Below are 18882 nucleotides of genomic sequence, written 5' to 3' on the forward strand. Positions count from 1 at the left end.
CTTGAAGCAAAGATCAATGGGTCGGTATCAGGTATCAGCCAACCAGTCACGGTCGGTCAGGAAGTACTCGGTCAAACGAGCCTCTTCGCTACCGGGCGCCGGCTTCCAGTCATATCCCCAACGCACGATGGGTGGCAGGGACATCAGGATCGACTCGGTACGGCCGCCCGATTGCAGACCGAACAGGGTGCCGCGGTCATAGACCAGGTTGAACTCCACGTAGCGGCCGCGACGATAGGCCTGGAACTCGCGCTGTGCTTCGGTAAAAGGCTCGTTCCGACGACGCTGTACAATCGGCAGGTAGGCGTTCAGGTAGGCATCGCCAATAGCCCGCAGAAAGGCAAAGCTGGTCTCGAAGTCCCACTCGTTCAGATCATCGAAGAACAGGCCACCGATTCCACGCGGCTCGTTTCGATGCTTGATCTGGAAGTAACGATCACACCAGGCTTTGTAACGCGGGTAGACGTCTTCACCGAATGGTGCACAGGCATCCCGTGCCACCCGGTGCCAGTGGATACAGTCTTCCTCGTTACCATAATAAGGCGTCAGATCCAAACCGCCACCAAACCACCAGACCGGTTCTTCACCGTCTTTTTCAGCGATGAAGAAACGCACATTGGCGTGGGAGGTGGGTACATTCGGGTTTTCAGGGTGGATCACCAGCGAGACGCCCATGGCCTCGAAACTACGGCCTGCCAGCTCAGGACGATGGGCGCTGGCCGAAGGCGGCATGCTGTCGCCGTGGACATGAGAAAAGTTCACACCGCCTTTTTCGATGACGGCACCTTCACCAATCACACGCGTACGACCACCGCCGCCGGTAGGGCGTGTCCATGCCTCCTCCATGAACCGGGCATGACCATCCTCCGCTTCCAAGGACTGGCAGATGCGATCCTGTAGATCGAGCAGGTATGCCTTTACGGCTTCGATTCGGTCTTTCACGGTCATCACCTGGAGTAGGGCAGGGTAAAGAAAGTCCTGAATCATACCACCGGAGGGTGCTTTGCCGGTTGACGCAGGCCTCTGCAAGGGATTGGATTAAGGTTCAGCCACTATTCTTACAAGGAAATCCCCATGGCAAAACGTATCCAGTTCAGCCGCACCGGCGGCCCGGAAGTGCTCGAATATGTCGATTTCACACCTGCCGAACCAGGGTCGAACGAGGTACGTGTCCGCAATGAGGCCATCGGGCTCAACTTTATCGATACCTACTACCGGGGCGGCCTGTATCCCCTTGGTACTTTGCCATCCGGGCTGGGCAGTGAAGGCGCAGGGATTGTCGAATCCATCGGCAGTGGCGTAACGCGGTTCAAGGTTGGAGATCGGGTTGCCTATGCCACCGGCCCGCTGGGCGCCTATGCCGAGGTCCATTCCCTGCCGGAGCGTAATCTGGTTCACCTGCCTGCAAGCGTCAGCTTTGAGCAGGCGGCAGCGGTCATGCTCAAGGGGCTGACCGTCCAGTACCTGCTGCGCCAGACCTATCGTGTCGAAGCGGGCGAAACCATCCTGTTTCATGCCGCTGCGGGCGGCGTCGGCTCCCTGGCCTGTCAGTGGGCAAAATCGCTGGGCGTGCGCGTGATCGGCACTGTGGGCTCTGCGGCCAAGGCCGAACATGCCCGTCGCCTGGGCGCCTGGGAGACAATCAATTACAAGGAAGAGGATATCGCCAAGCGAGTCCTTGAGCTGACCAATGGCAGGAAGTGTCCGGTCGTTTATGACAGTGTCGGCAAGGATACCTGGGAGGCGTCGCTGGACTGCATCTCACCGCGTGGCCTGATGGTCAGTTTTGGAAATTCGTCTGGCGCTGTGACAGGGGTCAACCTGGCGATCTTGAACCAGAAAGGCTCGCTGTTTGTCACACGTCCGTCCCTGGCAGGCTATGCCGATACGCCAGAACGGCTGCAATCCATGGCAGACGAACTATTTGGCCTGGTCGCCAACGGTACGCTCAAGATCGAGATCAACCAACGCTACCCGTTATCCGAAGCCGCCCAGGCGCAACGTGCCCTGGCAGGCCGTGAAACAACGGGGTCAACCGTTCTGATCCTGGAACGGTCATAATTGCAGGAAAGGAGGCAAGCCTAGCTTGCCTCCTCCGTAGTACCGCTGATTTGGAGCCTGTGTCGATCGTATGCCTCATCAAGCCCTTCTCGCTGCGATCCTCGACAGCGCTACGGATTACGCCATCATTACCACGGACCTGGACGGGCGACTGACCAGCTGGAATGCCGGTGCCCAGACGCTGTTCGGCTGGAGCGAGGCCGAGGCGGTCGGGAAGACCGTCGAGTTCCTGCTCAACGCCGAAGACCTCATCGGTCCCATTCTTCATCAGGAACGGCAAACGGCCCGAGCGAAAGGTCATGTGAACAGCCAGCGCTGGTATGTACGCCGCGACGGCACGCAGTTCTGGGGAAGTGCGCGAACCGTACCGCTCATGAAAGACGACCTTCATCTCGGCTTTCTGCTGACCCTGCGGGATCGAACCCAATCCCTGCATACCGAGCGCGACCGCGATCATCTGACTGACACGCTCAGCCGCCGCGTGACCCAGCTCAAGGCATTGGCCGAAGCAACGCGAGCGATTACCTCGGCACCCGACATGAAAACCACCGTGGACGCCATTACCGAGCAGGCCCGCCTGATCGTAGGGGCTCACCAATCCGTAGTCAGCATGACCCAGGGTGAAGACTGGAGCCAATCCATCACCAGCGTGTCGCTTTCCGAGAAATACGCAAAGTGGCGCCATCTCGACGCCCTGCCCAGTGGCGGCGGCATCTATGCCATGGTCTGCGAGACCAATCAGCCCGTGCGCATGACCCAGGCCGAGTTGGAAGCGCATACGCGCTGGAAGAACTTTGGCACCTATGTCAATGAACATCCACCCATGCGCGGTTGGCTGGCGGTCCCGTTGATCAGCCATCAGGGCACCAATCTGGGCCTGATCCAGCTTTCGGATAAGTTCACGGGTGAGTTCGATGAGGCGGACGAAGCCATTGTGGTGCAGTTGGCGCAGTTCGCGTCGGTCGCCATCGAAAAGGCCAGGGCACAGGATCAACTTCACCAAAGCCAAGCCCGGCTACAGCTCGAAAGTGGCTTGCTGACCAGCGTCCTGGAGCAGGCCCCTCTGGGTATTTCTATCTCCGAAGCGGGCACCGGGCGCTCATTGATGCTGAACAAGCAGATTCAGAACCAACTTGGCATTACACCGGGCGGGGAGAGTCTGCATCGCTACAAGCATCTGGGAGCGGTTCATTCTGATGGCCGACCCTACGCCATTGAGGACTACCCGACGGTACGAGCGCTTTCCTCTGGAAATCCCATCCCACCGGAGCCCATGATCTATCGGCGCGCGGACGGGACCGTTCGCACATTTGAAGTTTCCAGCGCGCCCGTGCGTAATTCCGAAGGCGAGGTCATCGCCTCGGTGACTGTTTCCATCGATATCGAAGATCGGCTTCAGGCTGAAGCCACCCTGCAGGACCGTACCAACCGCCTGTTCACGTTGATCAACCAGGCTGCGGTCGGTATCTGCCAGACGGACCTCAATGGCACGATCGTGCTCGTCAATGCACGCTATTGCGATATTCTCGGGCGCTCCGAAGAAGAGTTGATCGGCAGCAATGTCGATGCACTGACGCATCCGTCAGATCGCCAGACCAGCAAGGTGCTGACCCAACAGATGTTCAAGACGGGGGAGTCCTATCTGGTCGACAAGCGCTATATGCGGCCGGATGGCTCCCATGTCTGGACCAGCCTGCATGTCTCGCTGGCCCACGATGCGGAGGGCATGCCTCAGTATGTCAGTGCCGTGGTTGTGGACATTACCCAGCGCAAGCAGGCCGAAGCGTCGCTGCACCTGTCCAACCAGCGGTTCCGCGCCGCGGTCGATGCGGTTCAGGGGGTGCTGTGGACCAACAACGCCAAGGGCCGCATGATTGGAGAACAGCCAGCCTGGAGTGCTCTGACGGGCCAGACGTATGAGGAATATCAGGGCACGGGCTGGACCCGCGCGCTGCATCCCGAAGATGCGCCTCGCTCGCTCAAGCGGTGGCGTGCTGCTCTACGTGGACGCAAGACCTTTCACGACGAACAGCGCGTGCGTTGCCAGAACGGCAAGTGGCGGATCTTTTCGGTCCGGGCAATTCCGGTCATCGAAGAGGGCGTTATTGTCGAATGGGTAGGCGTACACACAGACATCACCGAGATTCGCCAGGTCGAGCAGCGTTTGCGCCAGCTGAACGAAACCCTGGAGCAACGGGTTGCCGAACGAACCGCCGAGCGCGACCGCACCTGGGCACTGTCTGACGATCTCTTGGGTGTGTTCGCGCGTGAGCGCTGGCAAAGCCTGAACCCGGCCTGGACGCGCCAGCTGGGCTGGTCCCAATCGGAGCTGCTGGCATTTGAGCCTTCCCGTCTCGAGTATCCCGACGATCCATCGCCCACACAGCATTTTAGACAGCTCCCGATCGGCGAGACGATCAATGGCCTTCGCAGCCGCTACCGAGCCCGCTCAGGCGAATGGCATTGGATCGATTGGAAGGCCACGGCCGACAAGGATGGACAGGTTTATGTCTTTGCGCGGGATGTCACGGCTGAAGTGGAGGCGGCGGTCATGCTCAAGCAGACCGAGGAAGCCCTACGCCAGTCGCAGAAGATGGAAGCAGTCGGGCAACTCACCGGCGGTATTGCCCATGACTTTAATAACCTGCTGACCGGCATCATTGGTTCGCTTGAAATCATGAAGCGCCGAATTGGCAGCCAGCAGCTTCAAGGGCTGGAGCGCTACATGGAGGCCGCCAGTGTCTCGGCTCATCGTGCTGCCACATTGACGCAGCGCCTGCTGGCCTTTGCTCGTCGTCAGACACTCGATCCTCAACCCATCGATCTGAATGCCCTCGTCACTTCACTGGAAGATCTGGTCCGGCGAACCCTCGGCGAGCACATCGAAATCATCACCCAACTGCATCCCCATCTCTGGCATGCCCTATCGGATACCAACCAGCTGGAAAACGCCCTGTTGAACCTGGTCATCAACGCGCGCGACGCAATGCCTGACGGGGGTACCCTGGTACTCAAGACAGGTCATTTTTTCAATGAGGCAACCCATCCGCTGGAAGATCTGAATCCAGGTCACTACGTCACGCTAACAGTACGGGACAGCGGTACCGGTATGAGTCCGGAGGTCGTAGCCAAGGCCTTCGACCCGTTCTTTACCACCAAGCCCATCGGGCAGGGCACAGGCCTGGGTCTGTCGATGATCTATGGTTTCGTCAAACAGTCCGGCGGCCATGTCACCTTGCAAAGCGAAGTAGGGCAAGGCACAACGATTACCCTGTATTTCCCCCGTGCACTTCAAGCCGAGTCTCTGGATCAAGAGGAAGTCGAAGCAGTCGTAGCGCCAGGAAACGGCGAATCCATTCTGGTCGTGGGTGATGACTCGGCCGTTCGCCTGCTCGTGGTCGAAGTACTCAATGAGTTGGGGTACGCGGCCCAGGATACTCACCATGCACATGAGGCCCTGGCTATTCTGGAATCCGACGCGCCGGTGGATCTACTGATTACCGATGTAGGGCTACCCGGCATGAGCGGTACGCAACTGGCCGAGCGGGCACGAGCGTCACGTCCGACATTGAAGATTCTCTTCATGACCGGCTATGCGGGCGAAGCCGTCCAGCCCAAGGGTAGTCTGACCGAAGGTACCGACATAATCGGCAAGCCTTTCCTGATCGATGAGCTGGCCAACCGGGTCCGTCATATGCTTGTTGACGAACCCCAGAGCTGACTATTTAGCCATAGAGGTCAGCTCTACTATCAGGGACGAAAGACCTGACCTGTTTCCAGATCGCGGATAACGCTGGGGCTTCTGCGACCACCCAGCGCACCGCCCAGCACGGCGTCCAGCTCTCCGGAAAAATACTGCTCAACCTTAAGCCGTGAACGGGCGGCCGGACGTCCCGCCGGGTTGGCGGAGGTAGAAATGATCGGGCCGCTCAAGGCACACAGTTCACGCACCAGAGGGTGGTCAGTCACACGCAACGCTACCGTTTGATGCACACCCGTCACCCAGCCCGGCAAGCGGTTCTGGTGCGGTACCAGCCAGGTATTGGGCCCCGGCCATGTGCTCGACAGTTTGTCCTTCCATTCCTTGGGCAGATCATGCAGCAGGAAATCGAACTGCCTGATGTTGTCGGCCACTACAATCAAACCCTTTTCCAGCGGGCGCTGCTTGATACGCAGCAACCGATAGACCGCAGCCGCATCCCAGGGATCACATCCCAGGCCCCAGACTGCCTCGGTCGGGTAGGCGATTACACCGCCGTGACGTATGACGTGAGCAGCATATTGAACGCGCCAGCAGCTGAGCATCGGTTCACTCCTGTCCATAAAAAGATCACGAGTTTAACCGAGACTGACCCGTCACGCTCGATAGACCCAAAGTCCATTTTCACGGGCCACACGGCCGTCCAGCTCAAGCTCCGTCAGCTCGGCCAGCAAATGAGAAACCTCGTAACCGCTGAGCTGGGCAAGCGTCTCGCTGTTCTGGGGGGAAGCCCTCAGCACGTCCAGCAAAGGATGCGTTTCACGTGGAACATCTGCTGGTTCCGGTTCATCCATCAAGGGCAGGGACGACTGTCCAAACGGTGCCTGCCAGCCTCTGAGCGATTCCAGAATATGTTCGATACTCTCGACCAGTTGCGCCCCCTCACGGACCAGCTGATGGCAGCCACGTGCGCCGGGATGATGAATCGAGCCGGGAATGGCAAACACTTCGCGTCCTTGCTCTGCTGCCAGCCGCGCTGTGATCAGGGAGCCACTCGAAGGACTCGCCTCGACCACCAGTACACCGAGTGATAACCCGCTGATAATACGGTTACGCCGCGGAAAGTTGGCGGCGTTGGGTGCTGCATCCAAGGGTAACTCTGACACCAGCGCGCCACCGTGCTCGACGATACGACGAGCCAAGCTGATATGGCGACGAGGATAGAGTCGCTCAAGCCCTGTGCCCAATACGGCAATCGTAGCACCGCTGGCTTCCAGCGCACCTTCGTGAGCTGCACCATCGACGCCGAGCGCAAGGCCGCTGGTTACGCAGAAACCTGCCGCCGCAAGGCTCTTGGAAAACCGGCGAGCGTTATCAAGCCCATAGGCACTCGCCTGGCGGCTGCCGACCAGGGCGAGCTGGGGCCGCTCCAGCAGTTCCACGGCTCCCGCTACATAGAGCAGAGGTGGCGCCCCTTTGGTTTCGGCCAGTAATGCGGAATAGCGAGGATCATCCCAACACACCAAGTGGTGATGTTCACTTTCCAGCCAGGCGAGAGCATGGGCTGCACGTTCACGGGTTTCAACGGTACGGCGGGCGTCTGCGCAGACGCCCGGAATACCCAATGCCTGCCAGGCGGAAGCCGGCGCACTGAGCGCTGCCGAAGCACTGCCAAAGGCATGAATCAGATGGTGAAAGCGGCGCGGACCAATTTCAGGGAGGTTATGCAGACGCAGGCGGGCTTCAAGCTCCGCCGGGGAAGAAAACGACATACGATCATCCTTGATCGTGGCGCACCCCTTGAAAGGCTGCGCCAGTGTGACTATTTAGGGATTACGGACCTTGTCCAGAACCGAGAGCTGACGAGTCGCATTCAGGACCAGGCCATAGCTGAGCTTGTCATAGGTGCGAAAGATCATCAGTAGACCAGAGCGCTCGTCGGGCACCTTGACGTTATCACCCGTTACCCGGTCGCGTACGGTTTCGCCGGTCTTGTAGACAGCCAGTACGTTGCCTTCGACCAGCCCGTCACGCATACCCTTGTTGATGATGACCACATCGAACTGGCCGATCTGGGTAACACCACGCGGAACATCAAGAATGATTCCGTTGATGTCCCTGTCGGGTGCACTGGGCATAAAGGTCGAGTTGACGACACGCTGCTCGGTGGGGAACAGGCGATCGCCCAGGCGAACCTCTTCATTGGAGCGGCTGAGCACCAGCGTGGTCATGTCGCCTTCAGAGGTCACCTTGTCGCCGCTACCGATATAATCGGCGTTGATGCCCAGAAATTCTTCAGTCTGGGGATCTTTATACGCTTTTCCCTGCCGATAAATACTGTAGGCAGGCTGGTCCTCAGTGAAGTGACCACGTGCGTAGACTCGATCACCGGCGCCACTGACAACACGCTCGGCATTGCCGGCCACGATATAGGGGGCGTTCCTGAATTGATTGGCATCATCGATCACACGGTTCGACAGCAGGAAGCTGTTGATGGCCTCCAGCGGAATCGTCGGTATCGCTTCGGCAATCGGTGTCGACCGGATGGTAGGCGACAGTTTGATCGTGCCACGGGACTCGCCACGGTTGAGCATCAGCCGAGGCTGCCCGTCCACGTAGACAAGACTCAGTCTATCGCCGGGATAGATCAAATGCGGGTTTTCGACCTGTGGGTTGGCATGCCATATTTCTGGCCACTGCCAGGGCTTGCTCAAAAATTTGCCGGAAATATCCCAAAGGGTATCGCCGCGCACCACCGTGTAACTGTCTGGATGCCCCTGGCGCAGCTGTACGTCGGCCTGCACCCAACTGCTAGCCGCCACCAGCAACAGGGCGAACAACGATTTCCTCATCCGGTGAATCCCTTTACTATGTGCAATATGCAAAAAAACCCTGAGGGAATGCCCCAATCACTCCCTGGCGGGGCTGTTAAATCAACGCTGCTGCATCTTAGCAGTGCCTTTCGAATTTATTCCACACGTGCTTCACACACATCATGGCCCTTTTAAATATCCTAGAATTCCCTGATCCCCGCTTGCGTACTATCGCCAAGCCGGTTGCGGAGGTGGACGATGCCCTTCGTCAGGTGATCGATGACATGTTCGAAACCATGTACGAAGCACCTGGCATAGGATTGGCCGCTACCCAAGTCAATGTTCACAAGCAGCTGATCGTCATCGATATCAGTGAAGACAAGAGTCAGCCGCTCGTGTTCATCAACCCCAAACTGGAACCCCTGACCCAGGATCTGGGCGAGTACCAGGAAGGCTGCCTGTCCGTGCCGGGCTTCTACGAGAAAGTAGAGCGGCCCGAGCGCGTCAAGGTGAATGCCCTTGATCGTAACGGCGAGCCGTTCGAGATGATCTGTGAAGGTCTGCTGGCTGTGTGCATCCAGCATGAGGTCGACCACCTCAACGGTAAGCTGTTTGTGGACTATCTGTCCTCGCTCAAGCGTGACCGCATCAAGAAAAAGCTGGAAAAGCAGCACCGTATCCAGCAGAACGCCTGATTGCGCTGAAAAGGCCTGCAGCAGCAGGCCTTTTTCATTCTGGTGCCAAGACCTCTATCCTATGCAAGACTCGTCTTTATAGTAGCGAGCAGTTGCTGCCTTGTACTGATCCATGAGAGCCCCATGACTCAACCGTTGCGTATTGTCTTTGCTGGTACACCAGAATTTGCCGCCCGCCATCTGCATGCCTTGTTAAGGGTAGGCTACTCGATAGCCGCCGTGTATACACAACCTGATCGTCCAGCCGGACGAGGGCAGAAACTGGCGATGAGTCCCGTCAAGCAGCTGGCGGAATCTCACAATATTCCGGTGTATCAACCTCAGACGCTACGCAACGCTGATGCACAGGCAGAGCTTGCAGCCCTTAAGCCTGATCTTCTGATCGTCGTAGCCTATGGGTTGATTCTGCCTCAAGCTGTCCTGGATATTCCGCGCCTGGGCTGCATTAACAGCCATGCCTCGCTGTTGCCTCGCTGGCGAGGGGCTGCGCCAATTCAACGTGCCATCGAAGCGGGCGATACCGAAACGGGCGTCACGGTCATGCGGATGGAAGCGGGCCTGGATACCGGTCCCATGCTGAGCAAGGTAAGCACACCGATTACTGCCGAGGACACTGGTGGCAGCTTACATGATCGTCTCGCCTTACTCGGCGCAGAAGCGGTTGTCGAAGCCATTCCTGCGCTGGCAGCCGGTACGTTGCCAGACAAGCTGCAAGATGATGCCTTGGCAACCTACGCTCATAAGCTTAATAAGGAAGAAGCCAAGCTGGACTGGAGTCGTCCTGCTGTCGATCTGGAACGGCTGATTCGTGCCTTCAATCCATGGCCGTTGTGCCACAGCACCTTGGCGGGAGAGGGCGTGAAAATCTACGCAGCAACAGTAGTAGACGGTAACGGACAGCCAGGTGAGATTCTGGAGGCCAGCCGTGAAGGCTTACGGGTTGCCTGTGGTGAAGGCGCATTGCTGTTAACGCGTATTCAGTTTCCTGGCGGTAAACCGCTCGCGTTTGCTGACTTGTTCAATGCCCGCCGTGAGCGCTTTGCCGCAGGTCAGGTACTTGGCTTATGAGTCTTAATCCCCGTCTTGCTGCGGCTCGGGCACTGGCTGCCGTACTGGCAGGCCGCGCCTCGCTGGGTAGCAGCCTGCCAGCCCAACAGGACAAGGTTGATCCACGAGATCGGGCGCTGGTGCAGGAGCTGGCTTTTGGCACCGCTCGCTGGCAACCCCGGTTGGCTCTGTTGGCCGAGAAGCTGTTACAAAAACCATTCAAGGCAGCGGATCGCGACGTGGAAGCGCTGCTGCTGGTTGGTCTGTATCAGCTTTTTTACACCCGCGTGCCTGCCCATGCAGCTTTAGGTGAAACCGTAGGCTGCGCGGACAAGCTTAAAAAGCCTTGGGCAAAAAGCCTGCTCAATGCAGTGCTGCGCCGTGCCCAGCGCGAAGGCGAAGAGCTGCTGGCAGGTCTCGAGCGTGACCCGGCGGCCCGGCTGTCGCATCCGCGCTGGCTGCAGAAAGAACTCAAGGCCCGCTGGCCGGAGCAGTGGGAAGCGATCTGCCACGCCAACAACTTGCATCCGCCGCTTATGCTGCGGGTAAACCATCGCCTGGGAACGCGCGATGCCTACCTGGCTGAACTGGTCGCCGCAGGTGTTGAGGCCGAAGCCTGTACCTACAGCGAGGACGGTATTCGCTTGGCGGTCGCTCAGGACGTTAAAACCCTGCCGGGCTTTGCCGAGGGACGCGTCAGCGTTCAGGATGAAGCTGCGCAGCTGTCAGCCCTGCTGCTGGAGCTGGCCCCGGGTCAACGTGTCCTGGATGCCTGCTGCGCACCGGGCGGCAAGACGTGCCATATCCTTGAGCGGGAAGAGCGGCTGACTGAAGTTGTAGCGATCGACGCAGAAGCGTCGCGCCTGGTGCGTGTGAGTGAAAACCTCAGCCGCCTCAATCTCTCTGCCAACCTGATCGCTGCCGATGGCCGTGCGGTGGACAGCTGGTGGGACGGCAAACCGTTTCAGCGCATCCTGCTGGATGCACCCTGTTCAGCCACCGGAGTTATCCGTCGTCATCCCGACATCAAGCTCACCCGCAAGCCCGAAGACATCCCAGCCCTAGCCCAACTGCAGGCCGAACTCCTGGATGCACTCTGGCCTACGCTGGAGGTGGGAGGCATTCTGCTGTACGCCACATGCTCGGTAATGCCGGTCGAAAATACCGACAACATCGGCGCGTTTCTGGCCCGAACACCGGGTGCTCGGGAGCTGGATATTCCAGCCCCCTGGGGAATCAAACAGCCCCACGGGCGGCAGCTACTTCCTCAGGAAAATGGCCACGACGGGTTCTACTACGCCAAGCTGATCAAGATCGCCAAATAAGAGGAAATGCCCATGCTCGAATCATTGGAAAACATGCTAGCCAAAGGCATGGATAACCCCATGTTGCGTTTCGGGCTGGGCAAGGGCTATCTGGATGCCGGAAATGCCGCGCAAGCCGCTATACACCTTCAACGCTGCGTAGAGCAGGATGCCACTTATTCGGCCGCCTGGAAGCTGCTCGGCAAGGCCCTGGAACAGCAGGGAGACAGTGAAGGTGCCCGCGCGGCCTGGCAGTCAGGCCTGACTGCTGCGCAGACCAAAGGCGATAAGCAGTCGGAAAAGGAAATGACGGTTTTCCTGAAGCGCCTGGACAAGAAGAAGGGCTAAGCCAACGCCAGGCTTACCCTCGTAGAAAGCGAAAGCCTGCACCGAGCGCATCCACACGCATCAACTCCATGTCGACAACAGGTGCCTCGATGGGCAGGTCCAGCACCTGTCCCTGCACCCGTGTCCCTACAGGCCACTCCGTCAGCGTCTCGTGCTGCACATAGACGCCACCGTCGGAAAGGTCACGCGTCTGGCAGATCAGCTCGCCAAACTCCGGGTGCGTAATGCGCAACCGGCACTTCATGGCTACACGGGGATGGCGTCTCTGATTGATACCCATCAGGCTCTCCTACTTACTGCTTTTCCGTCTGTCATCAGAATAACCACTGCACCAGAAGCCACAGGTTGGCGAGACTGATGATACCGAACAGAAACCAGGCCAGCAGCTTGGTATAGGTGCGATTAGCAAAAGGGCCCATGAGTTTCGTATCGCTCGTCATGCGAATGAGCGGGTAGAGCGCAAAGGGAAGCTGCAGACTCAGGACAACCTGACTCAGCACCAATAGCTTGCCCACGGAACCCTCACCCAACCACCACACGCCAATCAGCGCCGGGACCAGGGCCATGGCGCGTGTGGCCAATCGCTGCTGCCAGCAGGGAATCTTGAGTTGCAGATACCCTTCCAGGATGACCTGTCCGGCTACCGTCCCGGTAAAGGTCGAGCTTTGTCCCGAAGCCAACAGCGCCACACCAAACAGAATGCTGGCGAGCGCACCGCCAACCAGCGGATCGAGCAGGTGGTACGCATCCTGAATCTCGACCACATCCGTATGGCCGGTACGATGGAATGCCGAAGCGGCCAGAATCAGGATCGCCGCATTGATCAGCAAGGCCAGCGCCAGCGAGCCGATGGTATCGAAACGCGCCAGCCGAATGGCCTCCAGCCGGCTGGCCTGATCCTTGGCCACCAGACGTGTCTGCACCACAGAAGAATGCAGGTAAAGATTGTGCGGCATGACGGTCGCGCCCAGGATGCCGATCGCCAGATACAAGGGCTCCTGATGAGCGATCGCCTCCCAGGACGGTACGAAGCCTTTCGCCACGTCGGGCCAGAATGGATTGACCAGCATCAGCTCGATAAAGAAGCAGATACCGATCGTGGCGGCCAGCCCCAGCATGATGGCTTCCAACTGACGGAACCCCCGACGCTGCAAGCTCAGGATCAACAAGGTATCGAAGGCCGTCAGGATGATCCCCGTGGTTAGCGAGCACCCAAGCAGCAGGTGAAATGCCAACGCGCATCCCAGCACCTCCGCCAGATCGGTGGCGATGATGGATATCTGTGCCAATGCCCAGTGCGTCTTGGCTGTCCGCGGGCTGTATCGCTCGCGAGAGAGCTGCGCCAGATCGCGGCCAGTGGCAAGCCCCAGACGCGCGCATAGGCACTGAACCACCATGCCGGCCAGGCTGGCCAGCAACACCACAAACAAGAGGCTGTAGCCAAAGCGGGAGCCTGCCTCGATGGCGGTCGCCCAGTTGCCAGGATCCATGTAACCGATCGAGACCAGAAGGCCCGGACCTGCAAACTGGAAAGCCTTGCGCCAGAAGGGCGCACCGGGCGTGACAGGCACCGACCCACTGACCTCGGAGGGACAGAAGGGTGCTGTAGCAATTTTGGGAATTGAGAATTTCACCTGCTGCTCTCGATCAGTAAGACGGTTTGCCTGTATCAAGGCCTGGTCTGAACCCGAACAGACCAGGCATCACACTTGGCTGGATATGAATGGTTGACCACACAAGTGCATGGAATACGCTCAGTACCAGCGAGGCTCGCCATCCGGGCGGTTTTTGAAGCGCTTCATGCTCCACATGTATTGCGTAGGGTAGGTACTGACGTAACGCTCCAGCGCCTTGCTCATGGCGGCCACGGACACTTCCGGGTCCTTGTCATACATTTCCGGTGGGGCAGCCTCGAGAATCACCTTGTAGCCACTGCCATCCGGCAGGCGCACCGCATGGAAGAACACCCCCCGCGCCTTACCCTTGGCCAACAGTGACGGCACAAATTTGCTGGTCAGCGCCGTAGTGCCGAGGAAGGGCACGAACAGCCCCGCACTTCGGCTAGGCTCGGGATCGGCCGGAATACCCACGGCGCCGCCCCGACGCACCTCCTTGATCACACTGATGATGCCTTCCGGGGTAGAAGGTGCCACACGGTTGCCCAGTTGAACCCGCTGTTTCTTCAGGAGCTCATCCACTGCTTTCAGCTTGGGCGGACGGTAGAAAATGATCGGCTTGGCATGGGAGCAATAAAAGTGGTTGAGCAACTCCCAGTTACCCAGATGGCTGGTAATGCCCACCAGGCCATCGCCTGAAGCCAATGCCTCCTGCAGCACGTCCATGCCTTCCACTTCACGAATCAGCTTGAGCGAGCGCTCTGCTGGCCAGATCCAGGCACAGGCGCTTTCGGTCAGGGTCTTGCCGATACCAGCCAGGCACTCCTTGGAGAATTGCTCCAGCGCTTCGCCCTCAAGCTCTGGATAACAATGGGCCAGATTGATCCGGGTCACCTTGCCAGCACGTGTCGGCAGTTTCCACATGCACCAGCCAATGAAGGAACCCAGCCGCTGTACCATGGACCAGGGCAATAGGGCCAACAGACGCAAGAAGCCGACAATCAGCGCGCCTTTGAGCTTTTCCAAGAGCAACTCCCACAAGCATAAAATCCACTATTGTACTGCCGCACGCCGGGGCTGATCAGCCTTTCGGCATCTGATGACCACACAACACGGCGTAACGGTCGCAGTCCGTCGTGTGATCCATCACTAGCCCGGCGGCCTGCATATAGGCATAACAGATGGTCGGGCCGACAAACGTGAAGCCTGCCTTCCTAAGCGCCTTGCTCATGGCCTCGGCCTCAGGCGTGATGGCAGGGACCTCGCTGCGATCGCGGAAATGGTTGATCTTTGGCTCACCACCGACGAACGACCAGAGAAACGTCACCGGATCCTCCAGGCGCAGCCACGCCTGTGCGTTTTGCCGGGCAGCCTTGAGCTTCATCCGGTTGCGAATGATGCCTGCATCCTGCATGCGTATCTCAATCTCCTCATCGGTCATGGCCGCCAGTCGCCCAGGGTCGAAACCGAACAGCACCTCGCGATAGCGGGCGCGTTTTTTCAGAATCGTGATCCACGATAATCCCGCCTGGAAGCCTTCCAGCACCAGCAACTCGAACAGCCGCTGCGGATCTTTCAGTGGTATTCCCCACTCCTGATCGTGGTAGGCGATATACAGCGGATCGTCAGTACACCAGTAGCAACGCGGCATGAGGGCTCCCTAATGGTCAGAACAGGCCGTTCACCTAAATATCATCCGAGTCTAATCGGTTATACTGCCTGACTTTTACCGTCTTCAGCACAGGTGAACGCCGTGACTTCGACTCCACCCGCCGTGCGCACCTTCCAGGATCTGATCCTCGCCCTGCAAAACTACTGGGCGGAGCAGGGCTGCGTTGTTTTGCAGCCCTATGACATGGAAGTCGGCGCCGGTACGTTCCATACCGCCACGTTCCTTCGCGCCATCGGCCCGGAAACCTGGAACGCCGCCTACGTACAACCCAGCCGCCGTCCAACCGACGGTCGCTACGGCGAAAACCCCAACCGCCTGCAGCATTACTACCAATTCCAAGTAGTCCTGAAGCCCAACCCGGAAAACTTCCAGGAGCTTTACCTCGGCTCCCTGAAGGCCATCGGCCTTGACCCGCTCGTCCATGACATCCGCTTCGTGGAAGACAACTGGGAATCGCCTACCCTGGGTGCCTGGGGTCTGGGTTGGGAAGTCTGGCTGAACGGCATGGAAGTTACCCAGTTCACGTACTTCCAGCAGGCCGGCGGCATCGAGTGCTATCCGGTGACCGGCGAGATCACCTATGGCCTGGAACGCCTAGCCATGTACCTGCAGGGCGTCGACTCCGTCTATGACCTGATCTGGACTAATGGTCCATTCGGTACTGTGACCTATGGCGACGTGTTCCATCAGAACGAAGTAGAGCAGTCTACCTATAACTTCGAGCATGCCAATGTGCCCAAGCTGTTCGAGCTGTTCGACTTTTACGAGTCGGAAGCCAACCGCCTGCTTGAGCTCGAATTGCCGTTGCCGACCTATGAAATGGTGCTGAAGGCCTCGCATACCTTCAACCTGCTGGACGCCCGTCGCGCTATCTCCGTAACCGAGCGCCAGCGCTATATCCTGCGCGTCCGTACCCTGGCCCGCGCCGTGGCACACAGCTACCTCAAGGCCCGTGCACGCCTTGGCTTCCCCATGGCCACGCCCGAACTGCGTGACGAAGTACTCGCCAAACTCAAGGAGGCCGAACAATGAGCGCCCAGGATTTCCTCGTCGAACTTGGCACCGAAGAGCTGCCACCCAAGGCCTTGAAGAGCCTGGGCGAAGCCTTCCTGGCCGGTATCGAGAAAGGGCTCAAGGCGGCCGGACTGAACTACACCGGCGCCCGCTATTACGCTGCACCGCGCCGTTTGGCCGTACTGGTCAATCAGCTGGATGAGCAGCAACCCGATCGCAGCGTCAATCTGGACGGCCCGCCGGTCAAGGCAGCCTTTGATGCCGACGGCAACCCTACACAGGCGGCGCTGGGTTTCGCCCGCAAGTGCGGCGTGGATATCAGCGAAATCGACCGTAGCGGTCCGAAGCTTCGTTTCTCCCAGACAATTCAGGGTCAACCAGCCGGCACCCTGTTGCCAGGGATTGTCGAAGCCTCCTTGGGCGAACTGCCTATTCCCAAGCGCATGCGCTGGGCCGCCCGTCGTGAAGAATTTGTTCGTCCGACCCAGTGGCTCGTCATGCTCTTTGGCAATGACGTACTGGATTGCGAAATCCTGGCCCAGAAAGCCGGCCGCGAATCTCGCGGTCACCGCTTCCATAGCCCAGGCAGCGTAAACATCACGGCTCCCGCCAACTATGCTGAAGACCTTCGCGCAGCTTATGTGCTGGCCGATTTTGCCGAACGTCGCGTGTTGATCGAGCACCGCGTCAATGAGCTGGCCGCCGAACAGCAGGGCAATGCCGTTGTGCCGGCGGATCTGCTGGACGAAGTGACCGCGCTGGTCGAATGGCCGGTACCACTGGTGTGCTCGTTTGAGGAACGTTTCCTCGAGGTTCCCCAGGAAGCCCTCATCGCCACCATGCAGGACAACCAGAAGTACTTCTGCCTGCTGGACGCCAACGGCAAGCTTCTGCCGCGCTTCATCACGGTGGCAAACGTCGAAAGCAAGGACCCAATCCAGATCGTTTCTGGAAATGAGAAGGTTGTTCGCCCGCGTCTGACCGATGCCGAATTCTTTTTCAAACAGGATAAGAAGCAGCCGCTGGAGCACTTCAACGAGCGATTGAAGAATGTGGTCTTCCAGGCTCAACTTGGCACTGTCTATGAGAAGTCCGAGCGTGTTTCCCAGCTGGCGGCATACATCGCCGAACAACTGGGCAGCGACGTAGAAAAAGCAGCACGTGCAGGCATCCTGGCCAAGTGCGATCTGGCTACCGAAATGGTAGGTGAATTCCCTGAAATGCAGGGCGTTGCCGGCTATTACTATGCACTGCATGGCGGTGAAGCCGAAGACGTTGCGCACGCGTTGAACGAACAATACATGCCCCGCGGTGCAGGAGCTGAATTGCCTCGTACCGCTACAGGCGCCGCTGTTGCATTGGCAGACAAGCTCGATACCCTGGTTGGTATCTTCGGCATTGGCATGCTGCCCACCGGTAGCAAGGACCCATTCGCCCTGCGCCGTCAGGCCCTGGGTGTGCTGCGCATCCTGATCGAAAAACAGCTGGACCTCAGTATTCCGGCTGCGATCGACAAGGCCATCGAACTGTACGGTGACAAGGTCAAGGCGGGCGATCTGGCTCAGCAGGTACAGGATTTCATCTTTGACCGCCTGCGCGCGCGCTATGAGGATGAAGGCGTTGCCGCTGAAGTCTATCTGTCTGTACGCGCCCTGAAACCCAACTCGGCACTGGACTTTGATCAGCGAGTGCAGGCCGTTCAGGCTTTCCGTGGCTTGCCGGAAGCCGCTTCGCTGGCAGCAGCCAACAAGCGTGTATCCAACCTTCTGGGCAAGGCCGAAGGCATGGTACTGGCCCAGGTCGATGCCAAGCTCTTCGAACACGATGCCGAGCGGGTATTGCTCGAAGCAATCACTGATGCCGAGCAGAACGTCGAGCCGCTGTCACTGGCACGTAACTACCGCGAAGCACTCAACCGCCTGGCAAGTCTGCGTGAACCGGTCGATAGCTTCTTTGATCAGGTACTGGTAAACGCTGAAGACGAGCATATCCGCGCAAACCGCTACGCGCTCCTGGCACGTCTACGGGCGCTGTTCCTGGGCATTGCCGATATCTCGTTGCTGGGTTGATCGATATGAAGCTGATCGTGCTGGACCGGGATGGCGTCATCAATCAGGATTCCGACGCGTTTGTTAAATCGGTCGAGGAATGGATTCCGATCTCGGGCAGTATCGAAGCCATGGCCCGATTGAGCCAAGCCGGCTGGAAGGTGGCGATTGCCACCAACCAGTCCGGTATTTCGCGCGGGCTGTTCGATGGCGAGACACTGGAGGCCATGCACGAAAAGCTCAGGCAGCTGGTGAGCGGGCAGGGCGGCCATGTCGATCTGATCGTTCACTGCGCCCACGGCCCGGATGACGGCTGTGACTGTCGCAAGCCAAGCCCGGGTATGTTCCGCCAGGTGGCACAGCATTACGGCATGACCGACCTGACCGGGGTTCCTGTGGTCGGCGACAGCCTGCGTGATCTGACCGCTGGTATTGCCGTGGGCTGTACGCCTTACCTTGTGAAAACAGGGAAGGGTGAGCGAACCTTGCAGAAGCCGCTCCCGGAAGGAACACAGGTCTTTCCCGATCTGGCGGCTGTTGTACAACATCTCCTACAGGACTAAT

General features: G+C 58.8%; 17 protein-coding genes. 9 read left to right on the forward strand and 8 right to left on the reverse strand.

What is annotated here, in order from left to right; all coding sequences use genetic code 11:
• Nucleotides 1–27: 27 nt before the first annotated feature.
• Nucleotides 28–942: an oxygen-dependent coproporphyrinogen oxidase gene (gene hemF / locus JQR86_RS19325; RefSeq protein WP_112297975.1), complete on the reverse strand. Its 915-nt coding sequence runs from the start codon at nucleotides 940–942 to the stop codon at nucleotides 28–30.
• 132 nt (nucleotides 943–1074) lie between these two features.
• On the opposite strand from hemF, the gene JQR86_RS19330 reads away from it, so the two are divergent.
• Complete coding sequence (locus JQR86_RS19330) at nucleotides 1075–2061, forward strand: NADPH:quinone reductase (RefSeq protein WP_434154104.1); 987 nt, start codon at nucleotides 1075–1077, stop codon at nucleotides 2059–2061.
• 70 nt (nucleotides 2062–2131) lie between these two features.
• Entirely contained in the window at nucleotides 2132–5782 is a 3651-nt protein-coding gene (locus JQR86_RS19335; RefSeq protein ID WP_434154106.1) for a PAS domain S-box protein, read from the forward strand.
• Between the two features lie 29 nt (nucleotides 5783–5811).
• On the opposite strand, the gene JQR86_RS19340 is transcribed toward JQR86_RS19335, so the two are convergent.
• From JQR86_RS19340 to JQR86_RS19350, 3 genes are read right to left on the reverse strand one after another with little or no spacing between them, the layout of a single operon-like run.
• Nucleotides 5812–6366: an L-threonylcarbamoyladenylate synthase gene (locus JQR86_RS19340; protein WP_010796363.1), complete on the reverse strand. Its 555-nt coding sequence runs from the start codon at nucleotides 6364–6366 to the stop codon at nucleotides 5812–5814.
• A gap of 51 nt (nucleotides 6367–6417) precedes the next feature.
• Entirely contained in the window at nucleotides 6418–7533 is a 1116-nt protein-coding gene (gene dprA, locus JQR86_RS19345) for a DNA-processing protein DprA (protein WP_434154108.1), read from the reverse strand.
• Between the two features lie 54 nt (nucleotides 7534–7587).
• Nucleotides 7588–8613, reverse strand: coding sequence for a LysM peptidoglycan-binding domain-containing protein (locus JQR86_RS19350; protein ID WP_010796361.1), 1026 nt, complete (start codon nucleotides 8611–8613; stop codon nucleotides 7588–7590).
• Between the two features lie 143 nt (nucleotides 8614–8756).
• Here JQR86_RS19350 and def point away from each other — a divergent pair, with 143 nt between their 5' ends.
• From def to JQR86_RS19370, 4 genes are all read left to right on the forward strand, one after another.
• Nucleotides 8757–9269: a peptide deformylase gene (gene def / locus JQR86_RS19355; protein WP_010796360.1), complete on the forward strand. Its 513-nt coding sequence runs from the start codon at nucleotides 8757–8759 to the stop codon at nucleotides 9267–9269.
• Between the two features lie 123 nt (nucleotides 9270–9392).
• The gene (fmt, locus tag JQR86_RS19360; RefSeq protein ID WP_150348372.1) at nucleotides 9393–10337 is read left to right on the forward strand and encodes a methionyl-tRNA formyltransferase; all 945 of its coding nucleotides are present in this window, start codon (nucleotides 9393–9395) and stop codon (nucleotides 10335–10337) included.
• Nucleotides 10334–11641, forward strand: coding sequence for a 16S rRNA (cytosine(967)-C(5))-methyltransferase RsmB (rsmB, locus tag JQR86_RS19365; protein ID WP_434154109.1), 1308 nt, complete (start codon nucleotides 10334–10336; stop codon nucleotides 11639–11641). The genes fmt and rsmB overlap by 4 nt, the downstream gene beginning before the upstream one ends.
• Before the next feature lie 12 nt (nucleotides 11642–11653).
• Nucleotides 11654–11968, forward strand: a complete 315-nt coding sequence (locus JQR86_RS19370) for a tetratricopeptide repeat protein (RefSeq protein ID WP_019366489.1) — start codon at nucleotides 11654–11656, stop codon at nucleotides 11966–11968.
• Nucleotides 11969–11981: 13 nt separating this feature from the next.
• Here the strand turns inward: JQR86_RS19370 and JQR86_RS19375 are convergent, their stop codons facing one another.
• The 4 genes from JQR86_RS19375 to JQR86_RS19390 all read right to left on the reverse strand — a co-directional run bounded on the left by JQR86_RS19375 (nucleotide 11982) and on the right by JQR86_RS19390 (nucleotide 15235).
• Complete coding sequence (locus tag JQR86_RS19375; RefSeq protein WP_019366488.1) at nucleotides 11982–12248, reverse strand: PilZ domain-containing protein; 267 nt, start codon at nucleotides 12246–12248, stop codon at nucleotides 11982–11984.
• A 34-nt stretch (nucleotides 12249–12282) separates the two neighbouring features.
• Nucleotides 12283–13602 carry an Nramp family divalent metal transporter gene (locus JQR86_RS19380; protein WP_010796355.1) on the reverse strand — a complete coding sequence of 440 codons (1320 nt, stop codon included), beginning with the start codon at nucleotides 13600–13602 and terminating at the stop codon, nucleotides 12283–12285.
• 120 nt (nucleotides 13603–13722) lie between these two features.
• Nucleotides 13723–14610 (reverse strand): lysophospholipid acyltransferase, encoded by an 888-nt coding sequence (locus JQR86_RS19385; protein WP_010796354.1) that lies wholly within the window; start codon nucleotides 14608–14610, stop codon nucleotides 13723–13725.
• 55 nt (nucleotides 14611–14665) lie between these two features.
• Nucleotides 14666–15235: a DNA-3-methyladenine glycosylase I gene (locus JQR86_RS19390; protein WP_434154110.1), complete on the reverse strand. Its 570-nt coding sequence runs from the start codon at nucleotides 15233–15235 to the stop codon at nucleotides 14666–14668.
• Between the two features lie 102 nt (nucleotides 15236–15337).
• Here JQR86_RS19390 and glyQ point away from each other — a divergent pair, with 102 nt between their 5' ends.
• From glyQ to gmhB, 3 genes are read left to right on the forward strand one after another with little or no spacing between them, the layout of a single operon-like run.
• Nucleotides 15338–16288: a glycine--tRNA ligase subunit alpha gene (gene glyQ / locus JQR86_RS19395; protein WP_407362590.1), complete on the forward strand. Its 951-nt coding sequence runs from the start codon at nucleotides 15338–15340 to the stop codon at nucleotides 16286–16288.
• Complete coding sequence (gene glyS, locus JQR86_RS19400) at nucleotides 16285–18339, forward strand: glycine--tRNA ligase subunit beta (protein WP_407362589.1); 2055 nt, start codon at nucleotides 16285–16287, stop codon at nucleotides 18337–18339. Before glyQ ends, glyS begins: the two co-directional genes overlap by 4 nt.
• A gap of 5 nt (nucleotides 18340–18344) precedes the next feature.
• The gene (gmhB, locus tag JQR86_RS19405; protein ID WP_404626906.1) at nucleotides 18345–18881 is read left to right on the forward strand and encodes a D-glycero-beta-D-manno-heptose 1,7-bisphosphate 7-phosphatase; all 537 of its coding nucleotides are present in this window, start codon (nucleotides 18345–18347) and stop codon (nucleotides 18879–18881) included.
• Nucleotide 18882: the final 1 nt, after the last annotated feature.

Source organism: Pseudomonas sp. JZ134 (assembly GCF_051027695.1).
Lineage (GTDB): Bacteria > Pseudomonadota > Gammaproteobacteria > Pseudomonadales > Pseudomonadaceae > Chryseomonas > Chryseomonas luteola.